The following is a 25,831-nucleotide window of genomic DNA, read 5'->3' as shown; positions in this document are numbered from 1 at the left end:
CATGCGATGAAAACAGGCCGCCCAGCCGTTCGGATCGAACTGACCGAACAAGAGCATGCCGAACTCACCCGCCGCCGAGCCAGGCACAAGGGGCCTGCCGATATGCAGCTGCGCGCCGAGATCATTCTGTCCTGCGCTCGAGGCGAGTCCGGCTCTTCCATTGCTCGACGGCTCGGCATTACGGCGCAAACCGTTTCGAGGTGGCGCCTTCGCTTCGCCCGTTTGGGCCTGCAAGGCCTCAATGACGAGCCGCGCTCAGGCCGCCCACGCAGCATCAGTGATGAAAAGGTCCAGGAAGTGGTCGACCGGGTGCGGCAGACCCGGCCCGACGATGCCAGTCATTGGAGCTCGCGCCGGATGAGCAAGGCCACCCATATTTCACCGGCGAGCGTACAGCGTATCTGGCGAGCCTTCGGGCTCAAGCCTCACCTGGAGCACACCTTCAAGCTGTCCACCGATCCTGCCTTTGTCGACAAGGTGCAGGATATCGTAGGGCTCTACCTGAATCCGCCGGATAAAGCGCTGGTACTGTGCGTCGATGAGAAAAGCCAGATCCAGGCGCTCAATCGAACACAGCCGGGGCTGCCGCTGGAGCCTGGGTATCCGGCGACCCGTACCCATGATTATCAGCGCCATGGCACGACGTCCTTGTTTGCCGCCCTGGATGTGGCCACCGGCGAGGTGATCGGACGTCTCAAGCGCCGTCACCGCAGCGCAGAATTCCTGGAGTTTCTCAGGGCCATCGAGGAAACGGTCGAGAGCGACAAGGCCATCCACCTGATCATGGATAACTATGCCGTGCACAAGACCGACAAGGTGCGTGCCTGGCTTGTCGCGCACCCGCGTTATCACGTGCATTTCACCCCGACGTCTGCGTCATGGCTGAATCTGGTGGAGCGCTTTTTCTCGATGCTCACCCAGAAGTGGATAAAGCGCCAGGCCCATACCCGCGTGAAGGATCTCGAGCAGTCCATCGAGTATTACCTGGCGACCTACAACCAGAATCCAAGGCCCTTCCGCTGGCGTAAGGGAGCAGGTGAAATCTTGGCCTCTGTCGGCAGGGCTGCTCGAGCCTTGCAAAGAAATAATGAAGCGAACTTGTGATTCACCACACTAGCAAGGTCGCCGCAGTCCGGGGGAGCCCCGCTCAGTCCTTCAGCTCGAAGGCATCGGCATCGCGCCAGGCCGGGAAGCGCGTGCGGTACTTGGCCAGCGCCTGGGCCGGGAGCGTGACGTGGAACACGCCGCCGGCCTCGCCCGGCGCCAGCAGCGGCTCGCCCTGGAAGTCCAGCACCTGGCTGTCGCCGGCATGGGGGTAGCCGTTACCGTCGGCGCCGATACGGTTGACCGCCGCGACAAAACACAGGTTCTCGATGGCGCGCGCCGGCAGCAGGCGGTTCCAGGCGTTGCGCCGGGCCGCCGGCCAGCTGGCGATGTAGAGCAGGAGGTCGGTGTCGTGCGGGTCGCGGCTCCACACGGGGAAGCGCAGGTCGTAGCAGACCAGCGGGCGCACGTGCCAGCCCTTGAGCTCCAGCAGCACGCGCTCCTGTCCTGCGGCGTAGTGCTCGTGCTCGCCAGCCATGCGGAACAGGTGGCGCTTGTCGTAGTGGGCGCAGCTGCCGTCCGGGCGCGCCCAGTACAGGCGGTTGCGATAGCTGCCATCGGCCGCATGGGTGATGACGCTGCCGACCACCACCGCGTTCAGCCGCGCGGCCTGCGTCAGCAGCCAGGCGCGGCTCGGGCCGTCCTCCTCCTCGGCCAGCGCCGCGGCGTCCATGGAGAAGCCGGTGCTGAACATCTCCGGCAGGATCACCAGATCGGCGCCGGCGGCCTGCTCCAGCAGTCTGCCGAAATGGGCGTGGTTGGCGGCGGGGTCCTGCCAGACCGGGGCGGTCTGCACCAGGGCCAGCTTCAGGTCGGGCAAGGCGGTCAGGTCACGCATGGAAAGTCTCCGAAATCCTTGGTCATGGGCGCTTTTCGTAGGATGAAAAACGCGCGCAGCGCTTTTCCACCGGAGTGCGCAGCGGTGGACAAGGCTGCGCCGTTGTCCACCCTACCGGTCATACGCGGCACAGCTTCTCCGCCGCCTGGCGCAGGGTCTCCTCGCGCTTGGCGAAGCAGAAGCGCACCAGGCGCAGACCGGCCGGCGGGCTCTGATAGAACACCGACACCGGGATGGTCGCCACGCCGTGCTCGCGGGTCAGCCACAGGGACATCTCGACGTCGTCGAGGTCGTCGCGGATCGCCGAGTAGTCGGCGAGCTGGAAATAGGTGCCGGGGCTGCGGCGGAAGCTGAAGCGCGAGCCGGCCAGCAGGTCGCAGAACAGGTCGCGCCTGGCCTGGTAGAAGGCCGGCAGCTCGTCGACGTGCTCGGGGTGGGCGGTCATGTAGTCGGCCAGCGCCCACTGCAGCGGAGTGATGCCACAGAAGGTGACGAACTGGTGGACCTTGCGCAGCTCAGCGGACAGCGCCGGCGGCGCCACCACGTAGCCGGTCTTCCAGCCGGTGACGTGGTAGGTCTTGCCGAACGAGCTGACCACGCAGGCGCGCGCGTAGAGTTCCTCGTGGGCCAGCACGCTGGCGTGACGCACGCCGTCGTAGACCAGGTGCTCGTAGACCTCGTCGCTGATCAGGTAGATGTCGAAGCCGCGGATCAGCCGGGCCAGTTGCTCCAGCTCGTCGCGGGAGACCAGCGCGCCACTGGGGTTGTGCGGGCTGTTGAGGATGATCAGCCGGGTGCGCGGGCTGAGGGCGTCGGCCAGGCGCTGCCAGTCGATGGAGAAATCCGGCAGGGCCAGCGGCACGTGCACGCAGCGCCCGCCGGCCAGCTCCACCGAGGGCTCGTAGCTGTCGTAGCAGGGATCGAAGACGATCACCTCGTCGCCCGGACGGACCAGCGCCTGCACCGCGCAGAAGATCGCCTCGGTGGCGCCGGGGGTGATGGTGATCTCGCTGTCCATGTCCACCTGGCGGCCGTAGCTGCGGGCGATCTTCTGCGCGACCTGCTCGCGCAGCGCCGGCAGGCCGGTCATCGGCGCATACTGGTTGTGCCCGGCCATGACGTGACGGCCGACCGCCTCGCGCAGCGCCTGCGGACCGTCGAAATCCGGAAATCCCTGGGACAGGTTGATGGCGCCGGTCTGCGCGGCGAGCTGGGACATGGTGGTGAAGATGGTGGTGCCGACGTTGGGCAGTTTGCTCTGGATCATGGCCTCGGATTTCATGGGCAAGCGACGGGCGAAGCCGCGAGAATAGCCGATCCGCCAGCCCGCGGCAGCCGCAGGCGCAGCGAATTGCGCCTCATCAGGGCGGATGGCCTGGGCTATCCTGTGGCCCCGTGCCATACCCGCGGCCGCCGCCGACGGACAGCCCGCCAAGAAAGGATGCCCCCATGAGCAAAGCCCAACGCCTGTCGGAAAAATGGTTCCGCCTCGTCCTGTGGATCATCGCCGTCGTCTTCGCCGGTTTCCTGATCGGACTGGGCGGCACCCTGGTGAAGAACCTGCCGCTGGTCGAGCAATACCTGACGATCGAGGACTTCATCGACCGGCCCGCCGCCGAACAGGCGCGTCAGGAGAGCGAGCAGCAGCACCGGCTCGCCCAGGACATCCGCGATGCCCTGGACCAGGCGCGTCTGAAGCTGGAGGTGGCCCGCCAGGACAGCCTGGCCGCCCGCGAAAGCCTCGACGCCTGGCTGGCCAGCCGCCGCGCCACCCAGCAGTCGTCCCGGGACGCCGAACTCTTGCAGCGCACCGAAGCCCTGGAGCGGCTGAAGAACGCCGAGCGCAGCGCACGGGCGGCGGTCGAGGCCGAGCAGCAGCGCCTGCTCGACGCCCAGCAGGCCGCGGGGCGAGCCGAGCAGCGCCTGCAGGAACTGGAGAAGCAGGCCCGGGAACGGCTGCAGGACGAAGTGCAGCGCCAGGAGCTGAAGGTGTTTCCCTACCGCCTGGCGCTGACCCTGCCCTTCCTGGTCGTTGCCGGCTGGCTGTTCGCGCGCCAGCGCAGAAGCACCTGGTGGCCCTTCGTGTGGGGCTTCATCTTCTTCGCGCTGTTCGTCTTCTTCGTCGAACTGGTGCCCTACCTGCCGAGCTACGGCGGCTACGTGCGGCACGCCGTGGGCATCCTGATCACCGTGCTGGTCGGCCGCCAGGCGATCGTCGCCCTGAACCGCTACCTGGAGCGGCAGCGCCAGGCCGAGGCCAGGCCCGACGCCGAGCGGCGCCAGGAGCTGTCCTACGACACCGCGTTGGCGCGCCTGGCCAAGAAGGTCTGTCCGGGCTGCGAACGGCCGGTCGATCTGGACAATCCGCAGATCGACTACTGCCCGCATTGCGGCATCTGCCTGTTCGACCACTGCGGACAGTGCCAGCAGCGCAAGAGCGCCTTCGCCCGCTTCTGCCACGCCTGCGGTGCCCCGGCCGCACGGCCGTGACCCGCGAGGACGCCCGCCCGGCCTCCGGGCGGATCCTCAGCGCTTCTTGTCCTTGCGCTTCTTCTCGGCCTTCTTGTGGTGGCTCATCAGGCGGCGCTTCTTGTTCACCTGACGGTCGGTGAGGGCGTTCTTCTTGCCCTCGTAGGGGTTGTCGCCGCCCTTGTATTCGATGCGGATCGGCGTGCCGACCAGCCTGAGCACGCGGCGATAGGTATTCTCCAGATAGCGCGTATAGGACTTCGGCACCGCCTCCACCTGGTTGCCATGGATCACGATCAAGGGCGGGTTGGCGCCGCCCAGGTGGGCGTAGCGCAGCTTGATGCGCCGGCCGTTGACCAGCGGCGGCTGGTGCTCCTGCACCGCGTCCTCGAGGATCTGGGTCAGGCGGCTGGTCGGCCAGCGGGTGATGGCCGACTTGAACGAGGCCTGCACCGATTTGTAGAGGTGGCCCACGCCGCTGCCGTGCAGCGCCGAAATGAAGTGGATGTCGGCGAAGTCGACGAACATCAGCCGGCGCTCCAGCTCGGTCTTCACGTAGTCGCGCTGGCCCGGCTCCATGCCGTCCCACTTGTTCAGCGCAATGACCAGGGCGCGGCCGGTCTCCAGCACGAAGCCGAGCAGGTTGAGGTCGTGCTCGACCACCCCTTCGCGGGCGTCCATCACGAAGATCACCACGTTGGCGTCCTGGATGGCCTGCAGGGTCTTGACCACCGAGAACTTCTCCACCGCCTCGAAGATCTTGCCGCGGCGGCGCACGCCGGCGGTATCGATCAGGGTGTACTTCTCCTCGTCGCGCTCGAAGGGGATGTAGATGCTGTCGCGGGTGGTGCCGGCCTGGTCGTAGACGATCACCCGCTCCTCGCCGAGCATGCGGTTGACCAGGGTCGACTTGCCGACGTTGGGACGGCCGATGATGGCGATCTTGATGCCGTCCTTCTCGCTGGGGCCGGGGATGCGCCTGGGCTCCTCGCCCTCGGCGACGATCTCCTCTTCGCCCTCCTCGCCCTCGAGTTCGGCATTGTCCCTGGGGAAGATGCCGAGGGCCGCCTCAAGCATGGCGTTGATGCCGCGCCCGTGGGCGGCGGCGATCGGCAGGGCGTCGCCCAGGCCCAGCGGGCTGAACTCGGCGCGGGCGATGTCCGGGTCGACGGTGTCGACCTTGTTCGCCACCAGGAAGCTGCGCTTGTTGCGCTTGCGCAAATGCTCGGCGATCAGCTGGTCGGCGGCGGTCATCCCGGCACGGGAGTCGACCATGAACAGCACGGCGTCGGCCTCCTCGATGGCCTGCAGCGACTGCTCGGCCATCTTCGCATCGATACCCTCCTCGTCGCCGGAGATACCCCCGGTGTCGATGACGATGTACGTGCGGCCCTGCCACTTGGCCTCGCCGTATTGGCGGTCGCGGGTCAGTCCGGCGTATTCGGCGACGATGGCGTCGCGGGTCTTGGTCAGACGGTTGAACAGCGTCGACTTGCCGACGTTCGGGCGGCCCACCAGGGCGATTACGGGAACCATAAGGCTCTCACCTGCAATGTTCGAAAAACACAACGGCCGCTGCGCGGGGCAGCGGCCGAACGGGGGGTCGGACCAAGCCGACCGATGGCTGGCGGTCAGCGAATGGTCAGCGCGACCAGGTTGCCGCCGTTGCCGTAGGCATACAGCCAGTCGCCCACCACCAGCGGACGGGCGCGCAGGCCCTTGTTGTCGACGCGGATGCGCCCGACGAAGCGGCCGTCCACCTGGCTGAGCAGGTGCAGGTAGCCCTCCAGGTCGCCGACCGCCACGTAACTGGAGAACACCTCCGGCGACGACAGCTGGCGACGGGCCAGGGCATCGTTCTTCCACAGCGCCGAGGCGCTGCGCTCGTCGATGCCTTCGACGGCGCCCTCGGCCAGGCTCACGTAGACGCTGCCATACCCCAGCGCCACGCTGCCATTGCTGGAGGCCTGGCGCTGCCACAGGGGGCGCCCGGTCTGCATATCGAGGGCAGCGATGTTGCCCTGGAAGGTCGCGACGTACAGGGTGCCGCCGGACATCGCCAGACCGCCGTCGATGTCCACCACGCGCTCCAGCTCGGAGCGCCCGGACGGCACCGCCACCCGCTGCTCCCAGATCGGCAGGCCGCGCTGGGTTTCCAGGGCGAGCACCTTGCCGCTGGACAGGCCGACGATCGCCAGCTGGTTGGTAACCAGCGGCGCACCGGTGCCGCGCAGGGTGAGCACGGCCGGCGTGCTCTCGTAGATCCAGCGCTGGCTGCCGCTGCTCGCCTCGAGGGCGATCAGGCGGTCGTCCTGGGTCTGCACCACCACCACGTCGCCGTTGCTCACCGGCGGAGCCAGCACCTCGCTGGTGACGCGGCTGCGCCAGAGCTCCTCGCCGCTGCCCGAGTCCAGGGCGATCACCTCGCCCTGCAGGGTGCCGAGTAGAACCTGCCCATAGCCGGCGCCCACGCCGCCGGACACCGGCGCCCCCAGCTCCTTGCGCCAGACGACCTTGCCGCTGAAGCGGTCGAGGGCCATCACCAGGCCGCCGACATCGGCGACAAACAGGGTGTCGCCCTCCACCGCCGGCACCAGCAGGTTGTAGGTCTCGCCCTGACCCTCGCCGATGGTGCGGCTCCACTCCTTGTTCAGTCGAACCTCTTCCTGGAACTTCGCCAAGGGGGCCGGCGGCTGCTCCTTGGAGCTGTTGAACCAGTTGCCGATGCTGCAGCCGGCGAGCGTCGCGGCCATGGCCAGCACCGCGGCATGTTTCCAGGGCTTCACGTCAGGCATCTCCCTTGGCCAGGTCGTCGAGCTTCATCTGCAGGGTTTCCGGGCCGGCGTCGGCGGACTGGGCAGCCTTGGCCTTCTCGTAGGCGGCTCGCGCCTCGTCGGGACGGCCGAGCTGCAGCAGCAGATCGCCCCGGATCTCCTCGCGCACGGCCTGGAAGGCCGCATCGGCCTCGCCGGCGAGCAGGGCAAGGCCCTCCTCGGCCTTGTCCTGAGCCGCCAGGACCCGCGCCAGGCGCTGGCGAGCCAGTTCGCCGAGCGTGGCGTCGGCCGGCTTGTCGAGAATCGCCCGCAGCTCGGCGGCGGCCTCGTCGAGCTTGCCGTCCTCCACCGCCACCTTGGCGACCAGCAGGCTGCCGTACTGGGCGTAATGGGTGCCGGCGAAATCGCTCTGCAGGTGCCCGTAGAGTTCGGCGATCCGCGCCGTATCCGGTTTCCCGGACGGCCTCAGACTGGCGTCCAGCAGCTGCTGGTAGAGCGCCGAGGCTCCCTGCGCCCGCCCGGTCTGGTACTTCTGCCAGCCCTGCCAGGCGAACACCAGCACCAGGGCCAGGGCACCGCCGGTGAGCAGGGGCTTGCCGCTGCGCTTCCACCAGTCCTTGATCTGCACCAGCTCTTCATCTTCGGTACGCGAGATCACCCCGATAACTCCTCAATCCAGTATTCAGGCCTGCAGGCAGGCTGCCAGGCGCTCGCCCAGCTCGTCCCAGCCAATGCTTTGTTGTTCGCCCTCGGCACGCAGCGGCTTCAGGCCGACGATGCGCCGGGCCAGCTCGTCCTCGCCCAGTACCAGGGCGTAGAGGGCGCCGCTCTTGTCGGCCTTCTTCAACTGGCTCTTGAAGCTGCCGGCCCCGGCGTTGACCGCCAGGCGCAGCCCCGGCAGCGCATCGCGCAGTTGCTCGGCCAGCCCCAGGGCCGCCAGTTCGGCCGTCTCGCCGAAGGCGCAGAAATACACGTCGATCTGCCGGGACAGCTCGTCCGGAACCTTGTCCAGGGTTTCCAGCAGCAGCACCAGGCGCTCGATGCCCATGGCGAAGCCCACCGCCGGCGTCGGCTTGCCGCCCAGTTGCTCGACCAGGCCGTCATAGCGGCCGCCGGCGCAGACGGTGCCCTGGGCGCCGAGCTTGTCGGTGACCCACTCGAACACCGTCTTGCCGTAGTAGTCCAGGCCGCGCACCAGTTTGGGATTGATCACGTAGGGAACGCCGGCGGCGTCCAGGCGCGCCTTGAGGCCCTCGAAGTGCAGGCGCGACTCCTCGTCCAGGTAGTCCACCAGCTTGGGCGCGTCCACCAGCAGGGCCTGGGTATCCGGGTTCTTGCTGTCGAGGATGCGCAGCGGGTTGCTGGACAGGCGCCGCTGGCTGTCCTCGTCGAGCTGCTCGAAGCGGGCCGAGAGGTACTCGACCAGCGCCTCGCGGTAGCGGGCGCGGGCCTCGCTGCTGCCCAGGCTGTTGAGTTCGAGAGTCACCGCCTCGCGCAGGCCGAGCAGGCCCCACAGGCGCCAGGTCAGCACGATCAGCTCGGCATCGATGTCCGGCCCCGCAAGGTTGAAGACCTCCACGCCGATCTGGTGGAACTGCCGGTAGCGGCCCTTCTGCGGGCGCTCGTGGCGGAACATCGGACCGACGTACCAGAGCTTCTGCACCTGGCCGCCACCGCTGATGCCGTGCTCGAGCACGGCCCGCACACAGCTGGCGGTACCCTCCGGACGCAGGGTCAGGGAATCGCCATTGCGGTCCTCGAAGGTGTACATCTCCTTCTCGACGATGTCGGTGACCTCGCCGATGGAGCGCTTGAACAGCTCGGTGAACTCGACGATCGGCATGCGGATCTGCCGGTAGCCGTAGCCGTCCAGCAGGCCGGCCACGCCGTTCTCGAAATAGCGCCAGAGCGGGGTCTGCTCCGGCAGGATGTCGTTCATGCCACGGATGGCCTGGATGTTCTTGCTCACGCGGATTCCTTAGCTGCGGACGATCAGGCTGGCGTCGGCTGCGGCCTTTTCCGCAGCCTTGCGGCGGATCAGCCGCTCCAGCTCGTCCACCAGATTCTCGTTGCCCAGCTTCTGCGCCGGCTTGCCGTCGATGTAGACCAGGTTGTTCGGGGTGCCGCCGGTGAGGCCGACATGTGCCTCCTTGGCCTCGCCGGGACCGTTCACCACGCAGCCGATCACCGCCACATCGAGCGGCACCAGCAGATCCTCGAGGCGGGTCTCCAGCTCGTTCATGGTCTTCACCACATCGAAGTTCTGCCGCGAGCAGCTCGGGCAGGCGATGAAGTTGATCCCGCGCGAGCGCAGGTGCAGCGACTTGAGGATGTCGAAGCCGACCTTGATTTCCTCCACCGGATCGGCGGCCAGCGAGACGCGAATGGTGTCGCCGATGCCCTCGGCGAGCAGCATGCCGAGGCCCACCGCGGACTTCACGGTGCCGGAGCGCAACCCGCCGGCCTCGGTGATGCCCAGGTGCAGCGGCTGCTCGATCTGCCCGGCCAGCAGGCGATAGGCGGCCACCGCCATGAACACGTCGGACGCCTTGACGCTGACCTTGAAGTTCTGGAAATCCAGGCGGTCGAGGTGCTCGACATGACGCAGGGCGGACTCCACCAGCGCCTGCGGGGTCGGCTCGCCGTACTTCTTCTGCAGGTCCTTCTCCAGGGAGCCGGCGTTGACGCCGATGCGGATCGGGATACCCCGGTCGCGCGCGGCATCCACCACGGCGCGGACCCGGTCCTCGCGGCCGATGTTGCCCGGATTGATGCGCAGGCAGTCGACGCCCAGCTCGGCCACGCGCAGGGCGATCTGGTAGTCGAAGTGGATGTCGGCGACCAGCGGCACCCGTACCTGCTGCTTGATCCGGCCGAAGGCCTCGGCGGCATCCATGTCCGGCACCGAGACGCGCACGATGTCGGCGCCGGCCGCCTCCAGGCGGCGGATCTGCGCCACGGTGGCCTCGACATCGTGGGTGTCGGTGTTGGTCATGCTCTGCACCGAGATGGGCGCATCGCCGCCGACCGCCACCGGGCCGACCCAGATCTTGCGCGAGGGGCGGCGCTGAATGGGTGATTCGCTGTGCATGAAGGCTTAGTTCCCCAGTTTCAGGCGGGCGGTCGCGCCACGGGCGGTGTGGGGGGCCAGGTTGACCGGCTGGCCGTTGAAGCTGACCTCGGCGCCGTGGGCGAAGCCGAGGCGCACGTCCAGCGGCTTCTGGCCGCGCAGCTCGAGCGTGTCGCCGGCGCGCTTCAGGCCGCGAAACAGCGCCTTGCCGCGGGCGTCGGTGACCTGCGTCCAGCAGTCGGCCGTGAAGCGGATGCTCAGCAGCCCCTCACCGGCGGCCGGCTCGACAGGTGCCGGGGTGGCCGCGGTTTCCGGCGCGCTGGCGGCCGGCGCAGCCTGCGCGGGAACGGCCGGGGCTGCAGGCGCAGCCTCGACTAGCGGCACGGCGGTGCCGGGTGCGGCCGACTCCAGCGGCAGCGGCGGCGTCGCGGCCGGCGCTTCGCCTGCCGGCTGGCTTTCCGCAACGGCTGCGCTGCTGGCCAGCGGGATCGGCTGGGGCTGCGGCTCGGCGGGCTGGAGCGCCTGGGCCACGGCCTGGTCCTCCGGTTCGTCGAGCGGATGGATCTGGGTGGTGCCGTCGGCGCTGTCGACCTCGACATGGGCGAGGTTGAGCGCGTTGCGGCCCCCCTGTTGCGCCGAGCGCTCCTGCCACCAGAACAGGACAGAGCCGACCAGCAGCAGGATCAGGACGAGGCCGACCAGACGCAGGATGCTCTGCGAAATCCGCAGCGGCTGCTCGATCTTGCCCAGGCTGTGCACTTCGCTGCCCTTGGCGTTGGTGCCGGTGTACTGGTCGAAGGCCTCGACCAGGCGGGCCTGGTCCATGCCCAGCAACTTGGCGTAGGAGCGCACATAGCCGCGGGCGAAGGTATGTCCCGGCAGCCGGTCGAACTCGCCGGCCTCCAGCTGGACCAGGGTCCGGGTGGAGAGATTCAGCTGTCCGGCCACCTGGGCCAGCGACCAGTCGTTGGCCTCGCGGCCCTTGCGCAGGATCTCGCCCGGGTTGACGGAGGCCGCGGCCGTGCTCTCGGTTTGCGACGCGTTCATCATTGCTCCGACAGATATTGCTGATATTCCGGCGTGCCCGGGTAAAGACGCTTCAGCTGCAGGCCGAAGTTGGCAGCCTGATCGCGATCATCGAAGACCTTCGCCAGGCGGGTACCCAGCAGCAGGCTGCGGGCATTCTGCTCGCCCATGCGGCTGAAACTGGAGTAATAGGAGCGCGCCGCCACGTAGTCGCGCGCCTCGAAATTCAGTGTGGCCATTTCCAGCAGGGCCCGTGGCTGCTGCGAATTGATTCGCAGGGATTTTTCCAGATGCTCCTTGGCGAAGTCACGCCGGCCGAGCTTGACGGCGGTCAGGCCGAGATTGAGGTAGACCCGCGAACGCTCGGGGTACAGGGTGTCGGCCGCGGCCTGCTGGAAACGCTCGTAGGCATCCTGATAACGGCGCTGCTCGAACAGGAAGCTGCCGTAGTTGTTCAGGATGCGCGCATCGCCGGGACGCTTGGCCAGCGCCTTGCGATAGTGCTGGTCGGCCAGGGCGGGCTCGAGCTCGGTCTGGAACACCAGGGCCAGGGCGGCGTGGGCGTCGGCATCGCCCGGATCCATCGCCAGGGCCTTGCCCAGCGGCACCTTGGCCCGGTCGGTCTGCCCCTGCTTGAGGTAGCCGAGGCCGAGCTGGATATACGCCTCGCGAGCCTCCTTGCGGCCCCGTTCGGTCTTCATGGGGTCGACCGCGCCGGTCGAGACGCAACCGACCAGCAGCGTGGCAGAAAGCAACAGCAGCGCAGCGCGCAGGGTCATAAACATCCTCGTTCAGGTCCGATTGGCGGCACCGGGGGATGACGCAGCCTCGTCACCGAGCTGGCGCACCGCGATATAGCGCTCGCTGCGCCGGGTGCGATCCATGACCTGCCCGACCAGTTGGCCGCAGGCAGCGTCGATGTCCTCACCCCGGGTGGTGCGCACCGTGACGTTGTGCCCGGCCTGGTGCAGCAGGTCCTGGAAGCGGCGAATGGCGTTGTTGCTCGGCCGCTCGTAACCGGCGTGGGGAAAGGGATTGAAGGGAATCAGGTTGATCTTGCACGGCACGTCGCGCAGCAGCTCGATCATCTGCGCCGCATGTTCGGGCTGGTCGTTGACGTCCTTGAGCAGGGTGTACTCCACGGTCAGCACGCGCTTCTCGCCGAGGCGCGAGATGTAGCGCCTGCAGGCGTCCAGCACCACGGCCAGCGGGTACTTGCGGTTGATCGGCACCAGCCGGTTGCGCAGCTCGTCGTTGGGCGCGTGCAGCGACAGCGCCAAGGACACGTCGATCACCTTGCCCAGCTCGTCGATCATCGGCGCCACGCCGGAGGTGGACAGGGTCACCTTGCGCTTGGAGATGCCGTAGCCGAGGTCGTCCATCATGATCTGCATGGCGGCGACCACGTTGTCGAAATTCATCAGCGGCTCGCCCATGCCCATCATCACCACGTTGGTGATGGCGCGGTCGATCTTGGCCGGGACGGTGCCGAAGGATTTGTTGGCGATCCAGACCTGGCCGATGATCTCGGCGGCGGTCAGGTCGCTGTTGAAGCCCTGCTTGCCGGTGGAGCAGAAACTGCAGTCCAGCGAGCAGCCGGCCTGGGACGACACGCACAGGGTGCCGCGGCCGGCCTGCGGGATGTACACGGTCTCCACGCAGCTGCCGGACGCCACGCGCACCACCCACTTGCGGGTGCCGTCGCTGGAAATGTCCTGGCTGACGATCTCGGGACCGCGGATCTCGGCGCAGGCCCTGAGCTTCTCGCGCAGGGCCTTGCCGATGTTGCTCATGGCCTCGAAGTCGTCGACGCCGAAGTGGTGAATCCATTTCATCACCTGCCCGGCACGAAAGCGCTTCTCGCCGATGGACTCGAAGAAGCCTTCCAGCTGCGGCTGGGTCAGCCCCAGCAGGTTCACCCTGGTGGTTTCGGTCATGGATTCACCCTCCCCCATCGCCTGATCAGCGAATGCGGGCGTATACCTCGGTGGCGGCGAAGAAGTAGGCGATCTCGCGGGCAGCGGAGGCCTCGGAGTCGGAACCGTGCACGGCGTTTTCGTCGATGGACACGGCGAAGTCGGCGCGGATGGTGCCCGGAGCAGCGTCCTTCGGGTTGGTGGCGCCCATCAGCTCGCGGTTCTTGGCAATGGCGCCCTCGCCTTCCAGCACCTGCACGACAACCGGACCGGAGGTCATGAAGGACACCAGATCCTTGAAGAACGGACGCGCCTGGTGCTCGGCGTAGAAGCCGCCGGCTTCGCGCTCGGACAGCTGGACCATCTTCGCAGCGACGACACGCAGGCCGGCCTTCTCGAAACGGGTGAGGATCTCACCGATGACGTTCTTGGCGACGGCGTCGGGCTTGATGATGGAAAGGGTACGTTCAACGGCCATGGATAGCTCCAGTCAATCGGGGGGTTTGAAAAGCGGAAAATTAAACCCGCGGATTATACGCGGGTTCCAGTGAAATGCATAAGATCAGCTTGTGGATCAGTCGGCTTCTTCGATCCACGCCGCCTGGATGGCTTCCAGCACCTTCTCGCCGCCCCGCGCGGGATCGTCGTCGAACTCCGGCAGCGCCAGCACCCAGCGATGCAGATCGACGAAGTTGAGGTAGCGTGGATCGATCTGCGGATGGGTATCGGCCAGCTGCAGGGCGATTTCTTGTACGTCGGTCCATTTCAGACTCACGCGCATGCCCTCAGTGCTTTTCCGAAACCTGATTGATGGTGTAGCGGGGAATCTCCACCACCAGATCCTCGGCACCGACCTTCGCCTGACAGGATAGCCGCGATTCCGGCTCCAGCCCCCAGGCCTTGTCGAGCATGTCGTCCTCCAGCTCGTCGGACGGCTCCAGGGAGCCGAAGCCCTCGCGCACGATCACATGGCAGGTGGTGCAGGCACAGGACATCTCGCAAGCGTGCTCGATCTCGATGTCGTTGCGCAGCGCGGCCTCGAGAATGCTCTCGCCGGCCTCGGCCTCGACCACCTTGCCTTCGGGACAATGCACCTCGTGGGGCAGAAAAACGATCTGCGGCATCATTCACTCCTCGATTTCGTTCAGTCGGCGGCCGGACAGCGCGGCCTTCACCGAGGCATCCATGCGCCGGGCGGCGAAGGCATCGGTGATCTGCGCCAGACGACGGGCATGCGCCTCGATGACGGCAGTGTCCTGCCCGCCCAGAACCTCGCGCAGCGCCTGCATCTGCGTCTCGATGGCGGCCCGCTCGTCGGGGCTCAGCAACGCTTTGCCATCGGTCTCCAGGGCTGCCTGCACCGCTTCCAGCAGACGCTGCGCCTCGACCTGCTGCTCGCGCAGCATGCGGGCAGCCTTGTCGCCGCCGGCATGCTCGAAGGAGTCCTTGAGCATCCGCGCGATTTCGCCGTCGGTCAGGCCATAGGACGGCTTGACCTGCACGCTCGCCTCGACACCGGAACCCAGCTCGCGGGCGGAGACGCCGAGCAGCCCGTCGGCGTCGACCTGGAAGGTGACGCGGATCTTCGCCGCGCCCGCCACCATGGGCGGAATGCCGCGCAGCTCGAAGCGCGCCAGGGAGCGGCAATCCTTGACCAGCTCGCGCTCGCCCTGCAGGACATGGATCAGCATGGCCGTCTGGCCGTCCTTGTAGGTGGTGAAGTCCTGGGCCCGCGCCACGGGCAGGGTGGTGTTGCGCGGGATGACCTTCTCCATCAGTCCGCCCATGGTCTCGAGCCCCAGGGAAAGCGGATTGACGTCCAGCAGCAGCAGCTCCTCGCCGTCGCGCCCGTTGCCGGCCAGGGTGTCGGCCTGCAGCGCCGCACCGATGGCGACCACCTGGTCGGGATCGATGTCGGTCAGCGGCTGGCGCTCGAACAGCTCGGCGACCGCCTGGCGCACCCGTGGCACCCGGGTCGAGCCGCCGACCATGACCACCGCGGAAATGTCCTGCGGATCGAGCTCGGCATCGCGCAGCGCCCGCCGACAGGCCTTCAGACTGCGCGCCACCAGGGGCTCGATCAGCGCCTCGAAGCATTCGCGGGACAGCTCGCCCTGCCAGGGGCCATAGGCGAGCGCCACCGAGCCGCTGTCGCTCAGCGCCTCCTTGGCCGCGCAGGCCAGCTGCAGCAGATGGCGCTGGGTTCCCGGATCGAGATCGGCGGACAGCCCCGCCTGCTCGACGATCCAGCTGGCGATGGCATGGTCGAAGTCATCGCCCCCGAGGGCACTGTCGCCACCGGTGGCGAGCACCTCGAAGACGCCGTGGGTCAGGCGCAGGATGGAGATGTCGAAGGTGCCGCCACCCAGGTCGTAGACCGCCACCACACCCTCAGCCCCCCGGTCGAGACCATAGGCGACCGCAGCGGCGGTCGGCTCGTTGAGCAGGCGCAGCACGTTGAGGCCGGCCAGACGCGCGGCATCCTTGGTGGCCTGACGCTGCGCCTCGTCGAAATAGGCCGGCACGGTGATCACCGCACCGACCAGCTCGCCGCCCAGGGCCTCCTCGGCACGCCGGCGCAGCACCCGGAGGATCTCTGCCGACGCCTCCACCGGGCTCTTCGGACCCTGCACCGTCTCGATGAAGGGCATGTGCGACTCGCCCTCGACGAAGCGGTACGGCAGCTGCTCGCCGAGCAGCTTGACGTCGGCGATGCCACGTCCCATCAGGCGCTTCACCGACAGCACGGTATTCAAGGGATCCACGGCGGCGGCGGCCCTGGCCTGGCGGCCGACCTCGACCTGACCACCGGGCAGGTAGCGCACCGCAGAGGGCAGGATCGCCTCTCCGTCGGCATCCTTCAGGGACTCGGCCAGGCCGCTACGCAATGTGGCGACCAGCGAATTGGTAGTGCCCAGGTCGATCCCGACCGCCAGGCGGCGCTGGTGGGGCTGCGGGCTTTGTCCGGGTTCAGCGATCTGCAGTAGGGCCATGGCATTCAGCTATCGGGGCGCGGCAGGAGCTGCGCGGGGTTAGTCGTCGAGACGCTCTTCGAGCTGGCGGACCTCGCTGGAGAGCTTGTCGAGAAACTGCATGCGCCGCGCCAGGCGCTCGGCCTCGTCGCGCCGCAGCGGATCGGCCCAGCAGGTGGCGAAGCCCTCGTTGAGCTGCTCCTGGGCCTGCGCGAGGTGGCGCTTGAAGGTCGCCAGCCCGCCCAGGTCGGCGGCGTCCTGCAGCTCCTGCAACTCTTCGCGCAGCTCCATCTGCTGCATGAGGAACGCAGGATCCTGCACCGTGGTTTCCTGGGGCAGCTCCTCTCCCTGCAGGGACAACAGGTAGCGGGCGCGCCGGGACGGGCTCCTCAGCGTCTGGTAGGCCTCGTTGAGCCGGGCAGACTCCTCCAGCGCCAGGCGCTGCTCACGCTCGGGGGCACCGGCGAAGCGGTCGGGATGCACCCGGCGCACCAGTTCGCGGTAGCGCGCCGCGAGCCGCTCCAGGTCGAGGCGAAAATCCGGCTCGAGGTCGAACAGGGCGAAATGACTGCCGCTACTACCCATGCAGCCGCCTCAGGTGTTGAAGCTTTCGCCGCAGCCGCACTCGCCACGCACGTTCGGGTTGTTGAACTTGAAGCCCTCGTTGAGCCCTTCGCGGACGAAGTCCAGCTCGGTGCCGTCCAGGTAGACCAGGCTCTTGGGGTCGATGATCACCTTGACGCCGTGACTCTCGAACACCTGATCCTCGCCAGCCACCTCGTCGACGAACTCCAGCACGTAGGCCAGGCCCGAACAGCCGCTCGTGCGGACGCCCAGGCGGATGCCCTCGCCCTTGCCGCGCCCTTCGAGGGAGCGGCGGACATGGTGGGCGGCGGCTTCGGTCATGGTGATGGCCATTGCAACTCCTTAACTCGTCAGCGTGGTTTAAACCAGGCCCTTCTTGTGCTTGTAGTCGCGCACGGCGGCCTTGATGGCATCCTCTGCCAGCACGGAGCAGTGGATCTTGACCGGCGGCAACGCCAGCTCTTCGGCGATCTGGGTGTTCCTGATGGTTTCCGCCTCGTCCAGGGTCTTGCCCTTCATCCACTCGGTGGCCAGGGAGCTGGAGGCGATGGCCGAGCCGCAACCATAGGTCTTGAACTTGGCGTCCTCGATGATGCCCTGCTCGTTGACCTTGATCTGCAGGCGCATCACGTCGCCGCAGGCCGGGGCGCCGACCATGCCGGTGCCGACGTCAGGATCTTGCGCGTCGAGCTTGCCGACATTGCGCGGGTTTTCGTAGTGGTCGATGACCTTATCACTGTAAGCCATGGTGCAATACCTCGTTAATCACGGGCAATTTCGGGAAAGGAATCAGTGGGCCTGCCACTCGACCTTGGACAGATCGACCCCCTCCTTGTACATGTCCCAGAGCGGCGACAGCTCGCGCAGCTTGCTGACCGCCTCACAAACCTTCCGCGCGGCGTAGTCGACGTCCTCTTCGGTGGTGAAGCGACCGAAGGTGAAACGGATCGAGCTGTGCGCCAGCTCGTCGTTGCGTCCCAGGGCGCGCAGCACGTAGGACGGCTCCAGGGACGCCGAGGTGCAGGCCGAGCCCGAGGAAACCGCGAGGTCCTTGAGCGCCATGATCAGCGATTCGCCTTCCACATAGTTGAAGCTGAGGTTGAGGTTGTGTGGCACCCGCGCCGTGGCGCTGCCGTTCAGGTAGACCTCCTCGAGGGTGCTGACCTGCTCGTGGAAGCGCTGGCTGAGTCCGGCAATGCGCCGGCTTTCCGTAGCCATCTCTTCCCGGGCGATGCGAAAGGCCTCACCCATGCCGACGATCTGGTGGGTCGCCAGGGTGCCCGAGCGCATGCCGCGCTCATGACCGCCACCATGCATCTGCGCCTCCAGGCGCACGCGCGGCTTGCGGCGCACGTAGAGCGCACCGATGCCCTTGGGACCGTAGGTCTTGTGGGCGGAGAAGGACATCAGGTCGACCTTCATGTTCTCCAGGTCGATGGCCACCTTGCCGGTCGACTGCGCCGCATCCACGTGATACAGCACGCCGCGCGCGCGGGTCAGCTCGCCGATGGTGGCGATGTCGTTGACGGTGCCGATCTCGTTGTTGACGTGCATCACCGAGACCAGAATGGTGTCATCGCGCAGCGCCGCCTCGACCATCGCCGGGGTGATCAGGCCGTCCTCGCCAGGCTCGAGATAGGTTACCTCGAAGCCCTCGCGCTCGAGCTGGCGGGTGGTGTCCAGCACCGCCTTGTGCTCGATCTTCGAGGTGACGATATGCTTGCCCTTGCTCGCGTAGAAGTGCGCGACACCCTTGATCGCCAGGTTGTCGGACTCGGTGGCACCGGAGGTCCAGACGATCTCCCGCGGATCGGCATTGACCAGCTCCGCCACCTGCCGACGGGCGTTCTCCACCGCTTCCTCGGCCTTCCAGCCGAAGACGTGGGAACGCGAGGCCGGATTGCCGAAATTGCCGTCCATGGTCAGGCACTCGCACATCTTCTGCGCCACCCGCGGGTCGACCGGAGTGGTGGCGGAATAATCCAGGTAAATCGGCAACTTCATGGGGCTCTCCTGTCGGGCTAGCATCCGGCTCATTCGATGGCGGATGCTTCGATCTTTCCGGCATACGGCAGCGGACAACCGCCGCCCTGGCGCCGATCCTGCAAGCGGGCAAGATCCTGGACGTCGCTGCGGGCGACCAGATCGGCCAGGCTGATGCCGCTGAGAAACTCGTGGATCTGGTGGCTGAGATCGCACCAGAGGTAATGGGTCAGACAGACCTCTCCCGAATGGCAGCCACGGTCGCCCTGGCAGCGGGTCACGTCCACCGACTCGTTGACCGCGTCAATGACTTCGGCCACCTGGATGTCGGCCATGCCGCGGGACAACTGGTAGCCGCCACCGGGACCACGGACGCTGGTCACCAGACTATTACGCCGCAACTTGGCGAACAGCTGCTCCAGATAGGAAAGGGAAATCCCCTGGCGCTCGGAGATGTCGGCAAGGGAGACGGGGCCGTTCTGGGCATGCAATGCCAGATCGAGCATGGCCGTAACGGCATACCGGCCTTTGGTTGTCAGTCTCATGGTCGATACCAGGGAATCGCTGATTTGCATCAAGTATGCAATACCCGACCAATAGTATCAACTATTAATCCCTGTAATTTACTCGGAATTGTATCGCCCGACCTTTTGCCCGAGGCGGACCACGAAACCTCAGACCGGAGGCTTGCCGTCCTCTTCCTTGACCCCGGCGAAATCCTCCTCGCGCAGCGCCGGCAGCTCCTTGGCGTGATAATCGCTGCCCAGGGCCTTGAGCGCCTGGCACATGCCCTCGAGTCGCTCGTCGACGGCCTGCAGGTGATCGAGCAGTTGGCCGATGGCGTGCGCCACCGGGTCCGGCATGCTCTGGCCGAGAGCGTAGGCATCGAAGCCGTATTTCTCGGCGAGCGCCTGGCGTCTGGCCTCCTGCTCGTCGTCCGACCTGACGACGATGCGCCCGGGTATTCCCACCGCCGTGGCGCCGGCCGGCACCGCCCGGGTCACCACCGCATTGGAGCCGATCTTGGCGCCAGCCCCGACGGTGAAGGGGCCGAGAATCTTCGCCCCGGCTCCGACGATCACGCCATCTTCCAGGGTCGGATGGCGCTTGCCCTTGTCCCAGCTGGTGCCGCCGAGGGTCACTCCGTGGTAGAGGGTGACGTCGTCGCCGATCTCGGCCGTCTCGCCGATCACCACGCCCATGCCGTGGTCGATGAACAGGCGCCGGCCGACTCGCGCGCCCGGATGGATCTCGATACCGGTCAGCCAGCGCCCCAGATGCGAGACCAGCCGCGCCAGCAGCTTCCAGTCGCCGCACCACAGCCCGTGCGCCAGGCGATGCAGCCATACCGCATGCAGCCCCGGATAGCAGATCAGCACCTCGAGGGTGTTGCGCGCGGCAGGGTCGCGCCGGAAAACGCTCCGGATATCTTCTTGCATGCGTTCGAACATCACTGCTTTCTCCGCGTATGGGCCTCGCCACGGGCCGCCTTCTGGGTTTCCGTCAGGATGCCGCGCAGGATATTCATTTCCAACTTGCTGATCCCGCTGCGCCCGTACAGGCGGCGCAGGCGTGACATCAGATGGCGCGGCTTTTCCGGATCGAGGAAGCCGATCTCCACCAGGGTACTTTCCAGGTGCCCGTAGAACAGCTCCAGCTCGTCCATGGTGACCGGCTGGGCATTGAGCATCGCCGTGGTTTCCAGCTTTTCCTGCTTGCTCGGCAGCCCCTCGGCCGCCAGCCAGGCCATGCGCACCTCATAGGCGAGCACCTGGACCGCCGCCGCCAGATTCAGCGAACTGAACGAAGGATCCGAGGGAATGTGCACATGGAACTGGCAACGCTGCAGTTCCTCGTTGGTCAGCCCGGCGTATTCGCGGCCGAATACCAGCGCCACCTCGGCCCCCTGCCCGGCCTGCTCCAGACAGGTGGTGGCGCATTCGCGCGGATCCAGCAGCGGCCAGGGGATGCGCCGGTCGCGGGCGCTGGTGCCGAGCGCCAGGCTGCAGCCGACCAATGCCTCCTCCAGGCTGGCGACTACCTGTGCACTCTCCAGGATGTCGGTGGCGCCGGAGGCCCGGGCAACCGCCTCGCTGCTCGGAAAGTCCTCGGGATCGACCAGATAGAGGCGGCTCAGGCCCATGTTCTTCATGGCGCGGGCCGCCCCTCCGATATTGCCGGGATGACTGGTATTCACCAGGACAACGCGAATGTTCTGCAGCAACACCAGCTCCACAACGCTACACGGCCAAAGGGGCTGGAATCTTACAGAAGCCGGATGGCGAACGCCACGCGACCCCGACCACTGCATCCCCCGCCCGTTTCTGCTAGTATGGCCGGCTTTCTTTAACGACCCAGGTGAAACCTCCATGCAGCCCATGCTGAATATCGCGCTGCGCGCAGCCCGCAGCGCCGGCGAACTGATCTTCCGCTCCACCGAACGCCTGGACGTCATCTCGGTCGACGAGAAGGACGCCAAGGACTACGTCAGCGAGGTCGATCGCGCGGCGGAGCAGACCATCATCGCCACCCTGCGCAAGGCCTACCCGAACCACGCCATCCTCGGCGAGGAAGGCGGGCTGCAGCCGGGCAGCGGCGAGGGCGCCGACTACCAGTGGATCATCGACCCGCTGGACGGCACCACCAACTTCCTGCGCGGCGTGCCGCACTATGCGGTGAGCATCGCCTGCAAGTACAAGGGTCGCCTGGAGCACGCCGTGGTGCTCGATCCGGTCCGCCAGGAAGAATTCACCGCCAGCCGCGGCAACGGCGCCGCCCTCAACGGCCGGCGCATCCGCGTCAGCCCGCGCAAGAGCCTGGACGGCGCCCTGCTGGGCACCGGCTTCCCCTTCCGCGACAGCCAGCTCGAATACCTCGAGAACTATCTGGGCATGTTCCGCGCGCTGACCGGCCAGACCGCCGGCATCCGCCGCGCCGGCGCCGCCAGCCTGGACCTGGCCTACGTCGCCGCCGGCCGCTACGACGCCTTCTGGGAGTTCGGCCTGTCGGAATGGGACATGGCCGCCGGCGCCCTGCTGATCCAGGAAGCGGGCGGCCTGGTGAGCGACTTCGCCGGCGGCCACGAATTCCTCGAGAAAGGCCATGTGGTGGCCGGCAACACCAAATGCTTCAAGGCCGTGCTGACCGCCATCCAGCCGCACCTGCCGCCGGCCCTGAAGCGCTGAAGCGACACCGGCAAAATAAAAAACCCGCCGAGGCGGGTTTTTTATTGTCCAAGAGAAAGCGCGGTCGGACAGGCGACCTACCACAGGGACGAGGACTCCTCGCGCGTCAGCTGCAGCCGACCGTTGCGCACCGGAATCCGTGCACCGGGATCGTGATCCATGCGCACCCAGCCGACCTCCTGCCCCAGACGATACTTCACGTCGTAGCCGACCGGCTCGTAGCCGCTCGCCGCACCATCGCAGCGGATTTCGGTGGCGGTCCGGGTATCGCGGGCCTGCATGGTTTCCTGAATTTTGTTGCCGGCATAGCCACCGGCCACTGCACCGGCCACGGCGGCGAGCTTCTTGCCGCTGCCGATCTGGCTACCCAGCAGGCCACCGGCCACCGCGCCGATCAGGGTGCCGGCGATCTGATGCTGGTCCTGGACCTGCCCCGGCTGGCTCACCGCCACGTCCCGGCACGCCTCGCGCGAGGCCCGACCGTCATCCCTGACCGACTGCACCGCCAGCACCTCGGCGTACTCCGGCCCGTACCCGTCCGGACCATAGGCGGACGCCGCCCCGCTCGTCGCCATGCCCACTGCACCGAGCACCAGCCCTGCGATCATTGCCTTGCTCATCACTGTCTCCTGCCTGCGCCCGCCCCACACGGACGAGCACAGACAGTTGGACTTGCGTACCAGCAGGCAGTTCCGCTTCGCTTGTTGTCAGGGGCGCAGGTCCGCCTCGGTCTCCTCGGCGACCGGGGGGATCAGGTCGTCGCGGGTCAGCCTCAGCCAGATCAGCGTCAGGTTGGCGATGTAGACCGAGGAGTAGGTGCCGGCCAGCACGCCGATGAACAGCGCCAGGGAGAAGCCCCAGAGCGCCTCGCCACCGAACTGCATCAGCGCCAGCACCGCCAGCAGGGTGGAAACCGAGGTCGCCACGGTCCGCAGCAGCGTCTGGGTCGTGGAAATGTTGATGTTCTCGATCAGCTCGACCTTGCGCAGCAACCGGAAATTCTCGCGAATGCGGTCGAACACCACGATGGTGTCATTCAGCGAATAGCCGATGACCGCCAGCACCGCCGCCAGCACCGTGAGATCGAAGGGAATCTGGAAGAAGGAGAACACGCCGAGGGTGACGATGACGTCGTGGAACAGCGACAGCACCGCGCCGCAGCCGAACTTCCACTGGAAACGGAAGGCCACGTAGACCAGGATGGCTCCCAGGGCCAGCAGCATGCCCAAGCCGCCCTGATCGCGCAGCTCCTCGCCCACTGCCGGGCCGACGTACTCAACGCGCTTGACCGTCACCGGGTTGTCGGAGGTGGACTGGCGCAGCGCCGCCGCCACCTTGTCGCCCAGTTGCGCATCGTCGCCCTGCAGACGCACCAGCACGTCTGTGGTCGCCCCGAAACTCTGCACCAGGGCATCGCCGTAGCCGGCCGCCCTCAGCTTGGCACGCACGCTCGACAGCTCGACCGGACGCTCGTAGTTCAGCTCGATGAGGGTGCCGCCGGTAAAGTCCAGACCGAAATTCAACCCCCTGACGGCCAGACTGGCCAGGGACACCAGAGTCAGCAGCAGGGTGACGGCGAAGGCCACCCGGCGGATGCCCATGAAATTGATTACACGCTTCATGCCGAACCCCTCAAATCCACAGTTTCTTCAGATCGCGGCCGCCATAGATCAGGTTGACCAGACCGCGGGTCACGATGATGGCGGTGAACAGGGAAGTGAGGATCCCCAGCGACAGGGTCACGGCGAACCCCTTGACCGGCCCGGTCCCCATGGCGAACAGGATGCCACCGACCAGCAGGGTGGTCAGGTTGCCGTCGAGAATCGCCGAGAAGGCGCGGTCGAATCCTTCGTGGATGGCCCGCTGGATCGACAGGCCATTGGCGATCTCTTCGCGGATGCGCGAGAAGATCAGCACGTTGGCATCCACGGCCATGCCCATGGTCAGCACGATGCCGGCGATGCCCGGCAGGGTCAGGGTCGCGCCGAGCAGCGACATCAGCGCCACCAGCAGCACCATGTTGAAGGCCAGCGCCACGGTGGCCAGCAGACCGAAGAACTTGTAGATGACCAGAATGAACAGGGCAACGAAGAGGAAGCCCCACAGCGAGGCCTGGATGCCCAACTGGATGTTCTCCGCCCCCAGGCTCGGGCCCAGGGTACGCTCCTCGGCGAAGTACATGGGCGCCGCCAGACCACCGGCGCGCAGCAGCAGCGCGAGTTCGGAGGACTCGCCCTGGCCATCGAGGCCGGTGATGCGGAACTGACTGCCAAGCGGCGACTGGATGGTCGCCAGGCTGATGATCTTCTTCTCTTCGCGGAAAGTCTCGACCGCCACTTCCTTCTCTACGCCGTCGACCGTCTGCTTGACGTAGCGGGTCACCGGCTTCTGCTCGATGAACAGCACGGCCATGCTGCGCCCGACACTGTTGCGGGTCGCCCGGTTCATCAGCTCGCCACCATGGCCGTCGAGACGGATGTTCACCTGCGGACGACCGTTCTCGTCGTAGCCGGCCTGGGCGTCGGTGACCTGGTCACCGGTGATGATCAGGCTGCGCTCCAGCGCCACCGCCGGACGCCCCTCCTCGCGGAACTCGAAGGTCTCGGTCATGGCGCGCGCGGCATCGGGCTCGGCGGCCATGCGGAACTCGAGGTTGGCGGTCTTGCCGAGAATCCGCTTGGCCTCGGCGGTATCCTGCACGCCGGGCAGCTCGACGACGATGCGATTGGCGCCCTGGCGCTGCACCAGCGGCTCGGAGACGCCCAGCTCGTTGACCCGGTTGCGCACCGTGGTCAGGTTCTGCTTGATGGAATACTCGCGGATCTCCGCCAGCTTCGCCGGAGTCAGCGCCAGGCGCAGCACCGGCTGGCCGCCGCGCTCGCTGGCGACCAGCTCGAAGTCGTTGAAATTCTTGCGTATCAGGGCCTGCGCCTGCTCCAGCTGCTCGACATCGGCAAAGCCCAGCTGAATGGTGCCATCCTGCTGCGGCAGGCTGCGATAGCGCTGGCGCTCCTTGCGCAGCAGGCTCTTCACTTCGCTTTCATATACCTTCAGGCGCGCATCCAGCGCCTTGTCCATGTCCACCTCGAGCAAAAAATGCACGCCGCCGGACAGGTCCAGGCCCAGCTTCATCGGATTGGCGCCCAGCGCGCGCAGCCAGCCGGGGGTGGTCGGCGCCAGGTTCAGCGCCACCACGTACTCGTCGCCGAGCACCTTGCGCGCCACGTCCTTGGCCTCCAGCTGGCGCTCCTGATCGACCAGGCGCAACAGCCCGGCCTTGCCTTCGCTGGTCAGACTGCTCGCCTTGACGGCTATGCCGGCCTCGGCCAGCGCCTTGCCGACACGCTCGAGATCGCCCTGCCCGATCTGGCGGGCCGTGCTTGCCCCGCTGATCTGGATGGCCGGGTCGTCGGGAAAGAGATTGGGTGCGGAATAGACGATGCCGACCAGCAGCACGGCCAGGATCAGCAGATACTTCCACAGGGGATACTTGTTGAGCATGACGCCGTCCGATTGAGACGCGGGGCGCCTTGCGCGCCCCGTCACGAATGAAAGGAGTGGAGCTTAAATGGCTTTCAGGGTGCCCTTGGGCAGGGAGGCGACGATCGCGCCCTTCTGGATCTTCAGTTCCACGGTATCGGAGACTTCCAGCACCACGAAGTCGTCAGCCACCTTGCTCACCCGTCCGGCGATGCCGCCGCTGGTCACCACTTCGTCGCCTTTCTGCAGGCCGCCCAGCAGGTTCTTGTGCTCCTTGGCGCGCTTGGCCTGGGGACGCCAGATCATCAGATAGAAGATGACCAGGAAACCGACCAGAAAGATCCACTCGAAACCGGTACCCGGAGGAGCACCCGCGGGAGCAGCAGCTTCGGCGTAGGCGGCAGGAATCAGAAAACTCATGTAGCTCTC

General features: G+C 66.8%; 28 protein-coding genes. 3 read left to right on the top strand and 25 right to left on the bottom strand.

Annotated elements, in window-relative coordinates; translation table 11 throughout:
- Positions 1-6 precede the first annotated feature (6 nt).
- A complete protein-coding gene (locus GCU53_RS18295; RefSeq protein ID WP_152388868.1) occupies positions 7-1,104 on the top strand; it encodes an IS630 family transposase in 1,098 nt (365 codons plus the stop codon).
- A gap of 43 nt (positions 1,105-1,147) precedes the next feature.
- Here the strand turns inward: GCU53_RS18295 and GCU53_RS18290 are convergent, their stop codons facing one another.
- Together GCU53_RS18290 and GCU53_RS18285 are read right to left on the bottom strand one after the other, a co-directional pair.
- Complete coding sequence (locus tag GCU53_RS18290; RefSeq protein WP_152388867.1) at positions 1,148-1,942, bottom strand: amidohydrolase; 795 nt, start codon at positions 1,940-1,942, stop codon at positions 1,148-1,150.
- 118 nt (positions 1,943-2,060) lie between these two features.
- Entirely contained in the window at positions 2,061-3,209 is a 1,149-nt protein-coding gene (locus tag GCU53_RS18285; RefSeq protein ID WP_152388866.1) for a pyridoxal phosphate-dependent aminotransferase, read from the bottom strand.
- Between the two features lie 182 nt (positions 3,210-3,391).
- Here GCU53_RS18285 and GCU53_RS18280 point away from each other — a divergent pair, with 182 nt between their 5' ends.
- Positions 3,392-4,432: a zinc ribbon domain-containing protein gene (locus GCU53_RS18280; RefSeq protein WP_152388865.1), complete on the top strand. Its 1,041-nt coding sequence runs from the start codon at positions 3,392-3,394 to the stop codon at positions 4,430-4,432.
- A 36-nt stretch (positions 4,433-4,468) separates the two neighbouring features.
- On the opposite strand, the gene der is transcribed toward GCU53_RS18280, so the two are convergent.
- The 19 genes from der to trmJ all read right to left on the bottom strand — a co-directional run bounded on the left by der (position 4,469) and on the right by trmJ (position 20,964).
- Positions 4,469-5,947, bottom strand: coding sequence for a ribosome biogenesis GTPase Der (der, locus tag GCU53_RS18275; RefSeq protein ID WP_152388864.1), 1,479 nt, complete (start codon positions 5,945-5,947; stop codon positions 4,469-4,471).
- A gap of 95 nt (positions 5,948-6,042) precedes the next feature.
- Positions 6,043-7,206 carry an outer membrane protein assembly factor BamB gene (bamB, locus tag GCU53_RS18270; RefSeq protein WP_167520085.1) on the bottom strand — a complete coding sequence of 388 codons (1,164 nt, stop codon included), beginning with the start codon at positions 7,204-7,206 and terminating at the stop codon, positions 6,043-6,045.
- Positions 7,199-7,843: a YfgM family protein gene (locus GCU53_RS18265; protein ID WP_152388862.1), complete on the bottom strand. Its 645-nt coding sequence runs from the start codon at positions 7,841-7,843 to the stop codon at positions 7,199-7,201. Before GCU53_RS18265 ends, bamB begins: the two co-directional genes overlap by 8 nt.
- 24 nt (positions 7,844-7,867) lie before the next feature.
- A complete protein-coding gene (gene hisS / locus GCU53_RS18260) occupies positions 7,868-9,154 on the bottom strand; it encodes a histidine--tRNA ligase (protein ID WP_152388861.1) in 1,287 nt (428 codons plus the stop codon).
- A 9-nt stretch (positions 9,155-9,163) separates the two neighbouring features.
- Positions 9,164-10,276 (bottom strand): flavodoxin-dependent (E)-4-hydroxy-3-methylbut-2-enyl-diphosphate synthase, encoded by a 1,113-nt coding sequence (ispG, locus tag GCU53_RS18255; RefSeq protein ID WP_152388860.1) that lies wholly within the window; start codon positions 10,274-10,276, stop codon positions 9,164-9,166.
- A gap of 6 nt (positions 10,277-10,282) precedes the next feature.
- Complete coding sequence (locus GCU53_RS18250; protein WP_152388859.1) at positions 10,283-11,305, bottom strand: RodZ domain-containing protein; 1,023 nt, start codon at positions 11,303-11,305, stop codon at positions 10,283-10,285.
- Positions 11,302-12,060: a type IV pilus biogenesis/stability protein PilW gene (gene pilW, locus GCU53_RS18245; RefSeq protein ID WP_152388858.1), complete on the bottom strand. Its 759-nt coding sequence runs from the start codon at positions 12,058-12,060 to the stop codon at positions 11,302-11,304. Before pilW ends, GCU53_RS18250 begins: the two co-directional genes overlap by 4 nt.
- Positions 12,061-12,072: 12 nt before the next feature.
- Entirely contained in the window at positions 12,073-13,218 is a 1,146-nt protein-coding gene (rlmN, locus tag GCU53_RS18240; protein WP_152388857.1) for a dual-specificity RNA methyltransferase RlmN, read from the bottom strand.
- Between the two features lie 25 nt (positions 13,219-13,243).
- Entirely contained in the window at positions 13,244-13,675 is a 432-nt protein-coding gene (gene ndk / locus GCU53_RS18235; protein WP_152388856.1) for a nucleoside-diphosphate kinase, read from the bottom strand.
- A 96-nt stretch (positions 13,676-13,771) separates the two neighbouring features.
- Positions 13,772-13,972: a Fe-S cluster assembly protein IscX gene (gene iscX, locus GCU53_RS18230; protein ID WP_152388855.1), complete on the bottom strand. Its 201-nt coding sequence runs from the start codon at positions 13,970-13,972 to the stop codon at positions 13,772-13,774.
- A 10-nt stretch (positions 13,973-13,982) separates the two neighbouring features.
- Positions 13,983-14,321: an ISC system 2Fe-2S type ferredoxin gene (gene fdx, locus GCU53_RS18225; RefSeq protein WP_152388854.1), complete on the bottom strand. Its 339-nt coding sequence runs from the start codon at positions 14,319-14,321 to the stop codon at positions 13,983-13,985.
- A 3-nt stretch (positions 14,322-14,324) separates the two neighbouring features.
- The gene (gene hscA / locus GCU53_RS18220) at positions 14,325-16,190 is read right to left on the bottom strand and encodes a Fe-S protein assembly chaperone HscA (RefSeq protein ID WP_152388853.1); all 1,866 of its coding nucleotides are present in this window, start codon (positions 16,188-16,190) and stop codon (positions 14,325-14,327) included.
- Positions 16,191-16,229: 39 nt separating this feature from the next.
- Positions 16,230-16,754, bottom strand: coding sequence for a co-chaperone HscB (gene hscB, locus GCU53_RS18215; RefSeq protein WP_152388852.1), 525 nt, complete (start codon positions 16,752-16,754; stop codon positions 16,230-16,232).
- 9 nt (positions 16,755-16,763) lie between these two features.
- Positions 16,764-17,087: an iron-sulfur cluster assembly protein IscA gene (iscA, locus tag GCU53_RS18210; protein WP_039802419.1), complete on the bottom strand. Its 324-nt coding sequence runs from the start codon at positions 17,085-17,087 to the stop codon at positions 16,764-16,766.
- Positions 17,088-17,114: 27 nt separating this feature from the next.
- Positions 17,115-17,501, bottom strand: a complete 387-nt coding sequence (iscU, locus tag GCU53_RS18205; RefSeq protein WP_152388851.1) for a Fe-S cluster assembly scaffold IscU — start codon at positions 17,499-17,501, stop codon at positions 17,115-17,117.
- Between the two features lie 42 nt (positions 17,502-17,543).
- Positions 17,544-18,758, bottom strand: coding sequence for an IscS subfamily cysteine desulfurase (locus GCU53_RS18200; protein WP_152388850.1), 1,215 nt, complete (start codon positions 18,756-18,758; stop codon positions 17,544-17,546).
- 29 nt (positions 18,759-18,787) lie between these two features.
- The gene (gene iscR, locus GCU53_RS18195; RefSeq protein ID WP_152388849.1) at positions 18,788-19,282 is read right to left on the bottom strand and encodes a Fe-S cluster assembly transcriptional regulator IscR; all 495 of its coding nucleotides are present in this window, start codon (positions 19,280-19,282) and stop codon (positions 18,788-18,790) included.
- 129 nt (positions 19,283-19,411) lie between these two features.
- Complete coding sequence (gene cysE, locus GCU53_RS18190) at positions 19,412-20,188, bottom strand: serine O-acetyltransferase (protein WP_152388848.1); 777 nt, start codon at positions 20,186-20,188, stop codon at positions 19,412-19,414.
- Positions 20,188-20,964 carry a tRNA (cytosine(32)/uridine(32)-2'-O)-methyltransferase TrmJ gene (gene trmJ / locus GCU53_RS18185; RefSeq protein WP_152389955.1) on the bottom strand — a complete coding sequence of 259 codons (777 nt, stop codon included), beginning with the start codon at positions 20,962-20,964 and terminating at the stop codon, positions 20,188-20,190. Before trmJ ends, cysE begins: the two co-directional genes overlap by 1 nt.
- 142 nt (positions 20,965-21,106) lie before the next feature.
- Between trmJ and suhB the strand changes: the two genes are divergently transcribed.
- Complete coding sequence (gene suhB, locus GCU53_RS18180; protein ID WP_152388847.1) at positions 21,107-21,922, top strand: type III secretion system regulator SuhB; 816 nt, start codon at positions 21,107-21,109, stop codon at positions 21,920-21,922.
- Between the two features lie 77 nt (positions 21,923-21,999).
- Here the strand turns inward: suhB and GCU53_RS18175 are convergent, their stop codons facing one another.
- The 4 genes from GCU53_RS18175 to yajC all read right to left on the bottom strand — a co-directional run bounded on the left by GCU53_RS18175 (position 22,000) and on the right by yajC (position 25,822).
- Positions 22,000-22,542, bottom strand: a complete 543-nt coding sequence (locus GCU53_RS18175; protein ID WP_152388846.1) for a glycine zipper 2TM domain-containing protein — start codon at positions 22,540-22,542, stop codon at positions 22,000-22,002.
- A gap of 87 nt (positions 22,543-22,629) precedes the next feature.
- Entirely contained in the window at positions 22,630-23,544 is a 915-nt protein-coding gene (gene secF / locus GCU53_RS18170; protein WP_152388845.1) for a protein translocase subunit SecF, read from the bottom strand.
- A gap of 10 nt (positions 23,545-23,554) precedes the next feature.
- Positions 23,555-25,423 carry a protein translocase subunit SecD gene (gene secD / locus GCU53_RS18165; protein ID WP_152388844.1) on the bottom strand — a complete coding sequence of 623 codons (1,869 nt, stop codon included), beginning with the start codon at positions 25,421-25,423 and terminating at the stop codon, positions 23,555-23,557.
- 63 nt (positions 25,424-25,486) lie between these two features.
- Positions 25,487-25,822, bottom strand: coding sequence for a preprotein translocase subunit YajC (yajC, locus tag GCU53_RS18160; RefSeq protein ID WP_152388843.1), 336 nt, complete (start codon positions 25,820-25,822; stop codon positions 25,487-25,489).
- Positions 25,823-25,831: the final 9 nt, after the last annotated feature.

Source organism: Azotobacter salinestris, assembly GCF_009363155.1.
In the GTDB taxonomy this organism is placed as follows: Bacteria; Pseudomonadota; Gammaproteobacteria; order Pseudomonadales; family Pseudomonadaceae; genus Azotobacter; species Azotobacter salinestris.
This window is presented reverse-complemented; position numbering and strand designations above follow the sequence as displayed.